Source organism: Planomonospora antibiotica, from assembly GCF_014647955.1.
Lineage (GTDB): Bacteria > Actinomycetota > Actinomycetes > Streptosporangiales > Streptosporangiaceae > Planomonospora > Planomonospora parontospora.
Genome location: NZ_BMQE01000050.1, coordinates 39,936 through 51,429, shown reverse-complemented (window position 1 = coordinate 51,429; position 11,494 = coordinate 39,936). Strand labels below are relative to the sequence as shown.

1 protein-coding gene (running past one end of the window) is annotated in these 11,494 nt (G+C 70.5%); it reads right to left on the bottom strand.

Going from position 1 to position 11,494, the window contains the following annotated elements:
- Positions 1-11,494: the 3' end of a DUF8437 domain-containing protein gene (locus IEZ06_RS30240; protein WP_189240099.1), read on the bottom strand. The gene runs 22,178 nt beyond the window's last position; 11,494 of the gene's 33,672 nt are visible here — the last part of the coding sequence; its start codon lies beyond the right edge, outside the window — the gene reads right to left on this strand; the stop codon is at positions 1-3.

Here is an 11,494-nt window from a genome sequence, read left to right as displayed (position 1 = left end):
TCACGTCATCCCCGACCAGGCCACCCTCCCCCACCTGTGGAAACAGGATGGAACCCGCTCAATGAAGGCGACGTGCTCTTCCTCGACGCCCAAGGCGATGATCTCGTCTTTCAGCGCCTGATAGACGTTGAACAGGGCAGCGGCGCCGCCGGGGGTGCCCAGGTCGCAAAAGACCAGGATCACCCCACCGGGCCGCGGGTGCGGGCGCGGATCCCCCTTGGCGTAGGTGTAGGGGAGGTCGGCGGTGGCGTGGTAGCGCTCGGCGATCAGCCGCGCCGTGTAGGGGATCTTCGAGCCGGCGTCGGATGCGGCGTCCAGCAGCCGCGGGTCCAGCGCCATCTTCCGACCGTCAGACATGATCATCAGCATGATGTCGGGCTTGGGCATGCCTGCCCGCCCCCCGGGACGGCCGGCGTCCTCCCACGCCTGCAGCTCCTGCAGCCAGTTGGCGGTGGCCTGGCCCGAGTGGATCGCCGCGCCCCGGGCGATCAGCTGGGCGCCGATCGCGCGTTGCGCGGGCGTGGCCTCCACCACATGCAGCTCGGGTGTCCCGCCGCGGATGGCGGGCCGCTCGACGCCCGCATCGTCGGCCGTCTGCACGTCCGCGACGCTCAACCACATCGTCAGCAACGCCTGCAGGTCCACGAAGCGGGAGAAGCGTTCGACCAGGCGGATACCGGATCCGTCGGGGGCCTGCTCGATGCGTTCGACGACTTCCCCGAACGTCATGCCCCAGTCGTCGAAACGCAGCACACCGAACGCCTCCAGCACGTCCGGGTCGCCCAGGCGCAGCATGTTGTGCATCTCGGCGATGGTGTTGGTCATCGGCGTGCCGGTCAGCAGCGCGACCGTCGGCTCGCTGCCGCGCGCGGCGTGCAGCACGGTCAGCTTCTGGTGCAGGTCGATGCCGCGCAGCGAGTCCTCGGGCGCGTTGTGCAGCAGGCCCGACTTGATCGCGATGCCCTTGTAGCGGTGGGCCTCATCGACCACCGCGTAGTCGAAACGCAGCTCGTCGAAGTACACCTCGCCGGGGGTGCGGATGGGCGCCTTGGCCTTGCGGATCTCCTGGCGGCGCCGCTCCAGCCGCTCTTCCAAGACCTTGACCTTCAGGTCTTTGCCCAGGCGGGTCTTTTCGGTACGGATCTGCTGCTCCAGCAGGCGGATCTCGTGTTCTTCGTAGACTTCCTGGGCTTCGGGGCTGGCCTTGACCGACTGGAACGCCTCCTCCTGCCAGATCACCAGGTCATAGACGTGGTTGCGCAGGTATTCCAGCGTCGGGCGCCGCTTGGCGCCGGCCAGGTCCTCGGTGCGGATGACGGTGATGTCGGCGTTGGGATACAGGAAGCGGGCCTCGCGCTCCCACACGCCCACCGCCTTGTTGGGCACCACGACGAACGGCTTGGCGATCCGCCCGGCCTGCTTGAGGCCCATGACGCCGACCAGTGCCGTGGTGGTCTTGCCCAGCCCGACCTCATGGCCGACGACGACCGCCTTGGCGTGCAGCATCCGGGCGGCGGCCGCGTTCTGGTGCGGCTGCAGCGTGCGCTCGCGGGTCAGCCCGTCGAGCGGCGGGGTGCGGCCCTCCCAGGTGGTCAGGACATGGGCGTTCATCCGCTCGTTGTAGGCGGCGGTCACCGCGTGCAAGCGGGCGTCGTCGGCCAGCACCCAGGCCTCGAAACCGGCGCGCATCGCTTCGACTTTTTGCCGGTAGGCGCGGGAGGCGTCCTCGTCGACGACCTCGATGGTGCGGGTGCGCTCCCCCTTCAGCTGCACCACTTCGACGCGCTTGACCTGGGTGGTGCCGCCGTTGAGGGCTTTCATGGCGACCTCGGTCGCCCGCCGCCGCGCGGTGCCGTGGAGCCGGTTGCGGGCATCGGAGACCGAGGTGGCGTGCACCGACCAGCCCACGCGGCTGTGCGCCACCACCAGGGTCGGATCGTCGAGGATCTCGCGCAGGTACTGCTGGACCAGTTCCTCGGGCACCCACGCGGCGCCCAGCTTCGCCTTGAACTGGCCGATCTTCCGCGGTGGCGGCAGCGCCGCCTCCAGCGCGGCGGCGTTGACGTTGAACGCCGGATCCAGGCGCGCCGCCGCCCGGGCCTGCTGCAGCTTGTCGCGGACCGCGCCGGTGAGGTACTTCCAGGCGGGCACCAGCTCACCGCTGACGGGATCGTCGAAGACCTCGGTGCCCAGCGCCGCGCGCGCCTGGGCTTCGTCGAGGTCCAGCAGGCGGGCGATCTCGGCCAGGTCGACGCGGCCGGTGCGGCCCACCACGGCGGCCAGCGCCGCCGCCGGATCCGCGGTGCGCTCGGGCGGTGCGGCGACGGCCTCGGCCCGCCGCTCCAAGATGGTGGCCAGCACCGGCTCGCCGCGCTCTTTGTCCCAGCGCTCCAGCCCGAGCACGGTCGCGGCCTGGGGGTCCATCAGGAACCAGCCCCACGCGGTGGGCCGCTGCTGCGTGCTCGAGGTAGCCGCGCCGGGCTGGCGGGCGGCCGCGCGCACGGTGGTCTGTCCCGGCTTGGACAGCGGCCCCCACCGGTGGGTGTAGGCGCCGTGAGCGGCCTTGAGGCGGGCCCGCAGCCGGTCGGCTTCGGCGCGGTCCCCGGAGGGCGCGGCATCCAGCGCGCGCAGCTCCAACGCGAGGTCGCGCATGCCGATCAGGTGCCGCAGGCGGTCGGTGTCGCCGTCGGCGCAGACGGCTTCGATCGGCGCCAGCCCGGTGTTGTGCTGCCAGATGCGGCCGTTGTCGTCGATCTCCAGGCGACCGGAGAAATCGTTGGCGTGCTTGATCCGGGCTTCTTGCAACGTCAGGACCGGCCGATGGGGCCACTGCGGATGCCGGACGTAGACCAGGTTGTCCGCGGCGGCCTGCTGGGCGATCGCAGAGAGGGCGGCCTGCAGGTCCGCTCCGGCCGTCGCGGGAGTGCCGGTGACGGTCAGCTTCGGCCCGTGCTGGCTGGCCGCCACGGCGAGCGTGCCGAGGACGTGCTCGGGGTGAGCCTGGAAGTAGTCGTTGACGTCCGGGGTGTGGGACCCGATCGTCATCGGGCTGGCGCGCAGCCACGCCGTATCGCCCGTGCTCTCGCCGGGCAGGCGGCGGCGCAGAATGAGCACATCGGCCACCACGTCGGTGCCGGCCGAGCGGGCGAAGGCCCCGGCGGGCAGCCGTACGGCGCCGACCAGGTCGCCGTAGCGGGCCAGCTCTTCGCGGGCGCGTGATTGTCGGGCGTCCAGGGTGTAGCGGGAGGTGATGGCCACCATCATCCCGCCGGGCCGGGTCAGCTTCAGCGCCTTGACCGCGAAGTAGTCGTGCAGCGACAACCCGTCCAGGTGCGGATCGGCATCAGCCATCGGGACGCGCGCGAACGGGAAGTTCCCGATCACCGCATCGAACGTGCCCTCGGAGACGTCGGTCTCGGCGAACGACTCGTTCAAGACAGTGGCCTGGGGAAAGCACAGCCGGCAGATCTCCGCGGTGGTGCGGTCGATCTCCACGCCCGTCAACCGCACGTTGAGGGGAGCGGTGGCAAAAAACATCCCGCCGCCGGACCCCGGCTCCAGCACCTCGCCGCCGTCGAACCCGAACAGCGACAATCCCTGCCACATCGCAGCGGAGACCGCGGGCGGGGTGTAGTGCGCCGAGACGGTGGAGGCCGACGCCGCCCGCCACTCGGTCGGCGACAGCAGGTACTCCAGCTCACCGCGGGCGGCCGCGAACTCCTGCCACGTGGCCAGCGCCGCCTCGAAGCCGCCTTCGCGTTCCCCGCCGGGCCCATAGACCGGGCTGTCCTTGTGCGGACGCTCGGCGAACAGCAGCGGCACCGACCCCCACCCAGACCAGCGCGTCAAGATCCCGAGCTCGGCGCGCGTGAGCGCGCGTGGTGCCTCCTGACGCTGTTTCAGGAGTCTGACGGCCGCCACGTTCGCCGCCGCCCTGTCCACCGGATCGGTCGGTGCGTGCTCTTCCTGGGCGCGCCACCACTCCTCCGTCAGCTCGGGTCGCTCGGCACCGGTTCCTCCGGCCCGATGAACACCATCTCCGCCAGCACCCGTTCCTCGGCCATCGCCCGCGCCTGGTTGTGCTGGCCGATCCGCTGCTGATAGTCGTCCGTCTCCGGCATCTGCGTGCTGATCTCCTGCATCAGCTCGCCGATCCGCATCTGCACGCGCATCCCCAGGTTCGTGAAGAACGTCTCCGGATCCCGCATCGCCGCCAGCTCGCGGGGCCGTTCCGCCGTCCAGTACTCCTTGGCCAGCTGCCCGTACCTGTCCATCGGCCTCCTCCTCACCCAGCGCATTCCCGGCCGCGGCCAGCTCGGCGAGCTGCCGTTCGATCTCCTGCCGGGACAGGACTTTGCGATCATCGTCCCATCCCTTGGCCCGGACCTCGGCGCGCCGCGTCTCGATCTCCCGCAGCACCTCAGCCGCCGCCGTCACCTGCCGCTTGGCCCGATCCCGATCGGTGCGGTCCCGGCTGCGGTCCAGCTGGATCGATTGCCGGTCGGCCACCAGGGCACGGGTTTGGCGTTCCAATTCCGCCAGCAACCCGGCCGGCACCTGGACAGCCGCCTTCCGGCCGGTGGAGCTTTCCTCCTGACGGAATACCTCGGCAAGGTACCGCAGCTCAGGAGCGGCAGCTTCGCGCCGGTGGGAGCGATGCACCTCCTTGTAGGCGGTAACGAACGCCCGAGGGGTTTCTATACGCATGTACGGGCCCCACGTGCGGGCGCCCTCCATCGCCTTGTCCTCATCGAACGCGGCCACCATGGAGGCCAACGCCGCAGCACGGGAGCGGCCATAACGCCGTTCATCGCTTTGTCCTGGCGGCCGAGTTTTTTGGGCTATGAAACGCTCTGGGTGCTGGTAATCCGGTCCCAGGGTGCCGTAGCTCTGACCGTCTATATAGATTTCATCGTTTCGTACGCCACCCAATGTGACCCGGGACAAGACCTGTCGATGCGTGGCGGCATCACGACGCTCTGCTTGCTCGGCCAGCGCATCGATACGAGCCGCATGCGCGGCCCGGTACTCCTCGGACACCTCCGTGATGGACGGTTTTTCGGTGAGGAGCTTTTTGCGCTCCGCATCAAGTTTGAAGTCGTCCAAGCCGGCGGGATCCGGCAGGGCGCTCAGGCGGGCCACCTCGCGTTGCGACCACTCGGCGACAAGAGCGGTGATCCGCGCCCGGATGATCTGCCGGTCGTCGCTGCCGGCGTCGTAGTCCGACTCCATGCGCTGAAGCTTGGACTCCTCCAGCACCAGGTCCACGGTTTCGAGCCGGTCAGGAGACGGCCGCGCGGCGACCTCCAGGGCCGCGCGATGCTTGACCTCCCTGTCGATCACCCGAATGCGGTCTTCGACCGCGCTCTGGGCGTCGCTCATCTTGTACCGGTGCTGCACGTCTTTCAGGGCCTGAAGCTCGGCTTTCAGCGCCGCGGTGTCGTCGACCTCCTCGGGGACCGGCCGGGTCTTCACGTCCGCCAGCATGCGGCGGGCCAGTTCCACCCGCAGTTCGTCTCGTTCGGTGTAGGCGGCGGACAGCCCATACGGGACTCTTGCGCCGCTGAAGCTACGGTGGCTCCACGAGGCGATTTTCCCTTCAGCTTTGTCGAATGCTTCGACGAGCTGCTCATCGGTCAACTCACTTACACTGCGAGCCGCCGATTGGCCCTCTCCGTCCGATGCGGTCGTGGAGACTTGGGGGCGGGTGCGGTCCTCGATGAGAACGAACCAGTTCTGGGCGGCGAACTCGGCCAGCAACGCAGCGAAATTATCGTCACGCGTCTCCTTTTTCCAGTGCCGTCCGCTTACCCGTGCACTATTTACGTTCGACCACAGGAAATGCCCGGCATTCTTCGCCGCCTGATCATAGGCGTCGCCTTCTTTGCTCCCGTTCAGCAGGATGACAAGACCAGATTTGGCGGTACGGTCCGCCACGATCTCGATCCAGACCTTCTCCCGCTGATCTGCGGGCATGGCCAAGGTGCGATGCTGGCGGGCGGCATGGCGCGCGAACTCGCTGCTGTCACGGCCGGCCACCCGCCGCCCGTCGACCTTGCCGACCGACAGGTAGCGCGACCACCGCTCTGAAGCGGGTGCTTGGCTGATGACAGTGTGGTCGGGGCCGTAGACGACGACGTCGCCTTCGATGATCGCGTAGTGGTAGCCGTCTTCACCGTCGACGGGTTGCGCGCGCGTCGGCAGCGCCGCAGCGCCGTCGACGGCATCGCCGCCCGCTGCGCTCAGGGACCGGCTGACCGCCTCCACCGCGGCTTGCTTCTCGGCCTGTTTCTCGGTCTGCTCAGCCTGTTTCTCGGCCTGCTTGGCGCGTTCGCGGAGCTCACGATGGGCATCGACCGTGGCCAGCGTCCGGTGAGCGTCCCATCCGGCGAGCTGCGCCAGACGCCGCAGTTCACCGCCGGTGGCGGTCTCCTCGCCGAGGAAAACCGCTTCGCTTGCGCCGCCCAGCTGTTTCAACGCGGCCACCGCGGCCCGATGCACCGCCAGGTACGCCTCGATTCGCAGGCCTACGTTGGCCTTGCCGTACTTGGGGATGCGACTGGCCCAGGCGTCATCCAGTGCCTTGCTGGCCGCACGCCCGGCGCGCGAGCCGTTCAGCGTCGCACGCTCCGAGGAGGTCTCCCAGGCCTGCCACGCCGCCTCCACCTCGAGTCGCGCCTGCCTCATCCGCTCACGGGCCAGCGCGGGCCCGTCCTCGGCGGACACATCGGCGTACGGTCCCGGACTGGAGTCCGCGGCCAGCTGCCGGGCATCGGCCTGCTGCTCTCGCCACAGCAGGCGGTCGGCGGCCCATAGCGCCTTTTCCTGGGTCGGGTAGACCTCGGGGTCGGCGACCTGGCCGTCCGACAGCCGGTAGACGCGCACCTTCTGGCTGTGCCTGCTTGATTTGCCGGTGGCGTACCGGCCTCCCGGCGCGAGTTTGGCGTACTCCGGCAGCCGGACACCCGCCTTGCGCGCCAGGGCCAGCGTGGCGAACGCAGGGCGGTCCGGCAGCTCGGCCAGCGGCGCCGTCAGCGGATCGAAGTCCTCACCTGGGGCGCCGACCGGGTGCTGGGCAGCGTCGCCGCCCGGGGCCTGGCCGGTGAGGGCGGGCTGATCACCGTCTGCGGCCGGTGCGGCCTCGGTGCCAGATCCGCCGTCGAGTGCCGCCGTCGACGGCTGCGCGGAGGACGTCGTCCCTGCCGTGTCCGTGCCGTCGACCGGAGCAGGGCCGTCCTGGTGCGGCGGGCCGGAGGTGCTCATCGGTGGTACGGCAGGTGCGACGTCCGCAGATGCGGGCAGCACGGCGCCGTCAGTGGCAGGCACCGGTCCGGCGGCCGGCTCGCCGGTGATGGGGTGATGATCTGCGTGCGCGGCGGGCCGGTCACCGGCACCGTCACCGGCATCCGCGGCCGTGCCGGTCGACGTGACAGCCTGCGCCGGGGCCTCGCCTGCATCGGCGGGTGCGGCCTGCGAGGACGAGGCCGGCCGATCGAGGCGCGGGAGCGCTTCACCGTCCGGTAGGGGAAGAGCCCGCCGCTCCTCGACGGCGACGGACTCCTGCGCTACGTCCAGGCCTGGCAGTTCCTGCAGCAGCGCGTCAACGAAAGGCACCGACTCATCGGTGCTGCGGTCCGGTCGGGCCTGCCAGAGCGCGGCGAGCAGGCGATGCTGTTCGAAGGCCCGGGTGAATTCGACGTCGTCGAACCGGCGCCGCGCCTCCCACAGCCCTTGCAGGTGGCGCTCCACGCCCACCAGCCGGGCCTCCAGCTCGGCGGTGAGCAGCTCGTCGGGCTCCAGGTCCGCCAGACGCGGATCGTCCGGGGCGACGACGCCGATGAACTCATCGTTGTCGAGGTAGATGAGGCTGCGGCGGCCGACGGAGTCGGTGATTTTGAAGTCGCCGTCGGCGTCATGCGCCAGGAGCCCCAACATCTGGATGCCGTGGTCGTTGTACGCCACGCGCCGGCCCACCAGCGCCTCCGACGGGTACTGGGCGTCGGCCAGCAGGTGCGCGGTACCGCGATACGGAAGACCCCGGTCGGCGTCCCAGCCGCGCTCGTGCAGCACCTGCTCGATGCCTTCCCGCACGTCGGCCTGGCCGAGCGGAGCGGCGGTGTAGGCCTGCAGGAGTTCGGCATCGGACATGGCCGCCCACGCGGCGCGCTGCTGGCGCAGGTACGGACGGGGCGCCTCATACCCTTCGGCCTCCAGCAGCGCGGCGACCTCGTCCAGCAGCACGCCCGCACCGTCGACGCCGCGCCGGTCGGCGTCGCTGAGGTAGTCGGAGACGACCGCCCAGGAGTCGGGCACCTCTCCGACATCCTCGGCCGCGATGGAGACCAGCAGTTCGGTCATGCGCCGTCCGGCGGCCCGCTGACCGCCGGTCGGATCGGCGAGTGCGGCGATGCGCGCCGGTAGCGCGCGGGCCTCCTCCTCGGCCTGCTGGCGGTGCTGCTGGCGGGCGCGCTCTTGCTCGTTGGCGCGGTCGACCGCGGTGAACACCCCGCCCAGATCGTGCCACTGCTGCAGCTCGGCATCCATCGCGGCCGTACGGTCCAGGAAGTTGCCGAGAGCGTGGATGCGGCCGTGGGTGTAGTCGCGTGCCCCGGTGTACTCCTGCGGCGACAGCGCTTGCAGGTCGTCGGGCCAGCGCTGGGTCCCGATCCACGCGGTGACCGTCCGCCAGCCGTCCCGGTGGTCTTGCGTCGGCGCGAGCTCCAGGCCGCGGCGGGTGCGCTCGGCATGGACGGCGAGCAGCTGCAGGGCCAGGTAGCCGAGCGTGCCGCCTTCCTGTGCGGGATCACCCAGCCGGTCATGGGCCTCGGCCACGTCGAACCAGGCCCGGATCGCCGTGGTCACCGCGTCCAGGTCGGCGTCGCTGCGGCTCATGTGCTCGGCGGCCGTATCACGCGCGGCCCGGCTGCTCCACAGCACCGGCTCCTGCTCCAGCCCCGTCAGGTAGGCCCGGACGGCGGCCACCCCCGCCGGGGAGACCTCGAGCGCTTCGGCCTGCTGGACGCACGCGTGCGCGGCCTGCGGGCCGACGGTGAGCTGCTGCAGGTGCGCGGCGCGGCGCACCAGGACCTCGCCGCGCGGGTAGGCCCAGCGTTCGCTGCCGCGGCTTTCGACGAGAGGACCGTGGCGCCCGTCGGCGTGCCGCCAGCGGCCCGTGCCGGCGATGAACTCGACGACCTTCGCCTTGAGGTCGGGCTGGCGCCGCAAGGTACCGGTGATCGTCACCTGGTTGGCGCGGCCCGGCCGGTCGTCGCCGCCGAGCCGTTTGACGTCCCCGCTGTCCAGCACGGTGGTGAACTCGATCTCATCACCGGTGATCAACTCGGTGACGGTGGCGAGGAACCGGCCGGTGGCGGCGGCGTGCTCGCGAAGCGCGGCCTGGCGCTGGGCGTGTTCGGCGCGGGCCTGCTGCGCCGCGATGACGCGGTCGTGGGCCTTGGTCGCGGCGGTGGAGGTCCGGCCGCGAGCGCGGTCGAAGTTCGCGCGGATCACGGTGAGCGCATCGCTCAGATTGAGGCCATCGTCTGAGCGCCAGGTCGCCGCGATCGCTCGCAGGTTGACCGCCCGCCAGGGCACGGGCTGCCCGTGAGCGTCTTTCAGCTGCTTTTCCAGCTGAATCGCCAGGTGGGCGACCTCTTTGGTGCGGACGGCCATGTCGGGACGCAGCAGCGGGAGCGCTGATCCGACGGCCCCGATCTGCCAGGAGCGTCCGTCCTTGAACCAGTACAGGTTGCCCGAGGCCGACACCGTCAGCGTCGGGTCGTCGGCGAGGCGCTGCAGTTCAACGGTGGCGTTGTCGCGTTTGTCGGCCGGCATCTCGGCCGTGATGGCGGCATGGTGCTCACGCAGGTACGCCCGCAACTGGTTCAAGGTCAGCGGTCCGGCGGCATCCAGCACGATCCTGGGGTCAGCGGTCGCGGGGGCAACGGTGCCGAGGCCATCGCCGGGCGAGGGAGCCGGCGCCGTGGCGCGGGCAGCGGCGCCATCCCCGACGCCGGGGCCCGGAAGCCCGGCGGCATCGGCAGCCGCCACGCCTCCCGCCGCGGCGGCAGTCTCCGGGTCGCGCTGTACCGCGAAGACGCTATCGGCGCCCGGCGGCGTCTGCGGCACCGCGCGGTCGCCGTGTTCCCGGGACTGCGGCGCGTCGGCGGCCGCGGGGGTCTCCTGCGCCCGAACCGGTTGGTCGTCGAGGGCCGTGTCGGCCTCGGGGTGCGCGGGCTGCGGGATGACCGGGATCGGCCGGTCGATCTCCTGGCGGCCCTCAGACAGCCGGGCCATCACCTCGGCCACGACCTCGTCGTTGAGGATCCATCCCAGCGACCCGAGATCCACGCTGCGCTGGGCCCGGGTGACGGTCACATAGGCCAGCCGGAGATCTTCGGCGGAGGGCATGACGAGCGGCCCGGCGTCCTGGCTGAAGTTGGGCACGCGGAAGTCGTCGGCGATCCGGACGTGGTTCCATTCGCGGCCCTTGGCCTTGTGCGCGGTGGAGACCACCAGCTGCGGCGCCTGCTCCTCATCGGCGACGTCTTCGTCGACCAGCTGGTCCAGGGTGCGGATCAGGTGCCCGGCGCCGTAGCGCTCCACCAGGGTGACGAACACCTGGAGGCTCTGGTTGCCGGAATCGTCGCGCACATGGTCACGCACCGCGTCCCAGGTGGGGAAGTCGGCCAGCTCCGGGTGCTTGGTCCGGCGGCCTTTCTTCAGGTCCAGGGCCGCGCGGGCGATGTCCTTGAGCGCTTGGCCGCCGCCGACCATGGCCACCCGCTTGCCCGCTTCCAGCGCTTCGACGACCACCCCGATCGCTCCGGCGTTGGTCCGGCACAGCACCGCGTCCGGCTCCGGCACCGTTCCGATACGGGTGTCCAGCCGCGGGTTGCCCTCCAGCAGGAACGGCGAGTCGAGCAGGGTCAAAAACCGGTTGCCGGCGGCGGCGACGGCGGGGCCGAAACGCCAGCTTTGCGTCAGCGGCAGGGTCGTATCGGCGGGCCAGCCGTCCAGGGCGTCGATCGCCCCGCGGAAGGCGTAGATGCTCTGGTTGGAGTCGCCCACCACGATGGTCTGCACTGGCTGGTCTTGGACGACCTTCAGCAGCACGCCGTTGATGTCCTGGGCCTCGTCGAAGAAGATCATGTCGAAGGGCAGGCGTGGTTTGCCCAGCGCCCAGATCTTGAAGTAGTCGTCGTGATCGAAGATCAGTTTCCCGGCCGGATCGGTGATGTCGGCCCAGGCGTCGCGCGCGTACGCCAGCACCGCGCCCGCCAGGTAAGGGCTCGCCTGCACGTCGGGCGGCAGGTGCTTGTCGCTGAGCCGCTCATCGCCGCTTTCGCGGTAGCGCTGCACTGTCGCCATCACCAGGCGGGCGGCCTCGGCTCCGGTGAACTCCTGCCCGTCGGCCTGGAAGACCGGGGGGATGTGCAAGAGGGCGGCCTGCTCGGCGGGCAGGCGCACACCCTTGCCGACGTTCCTGATCTTC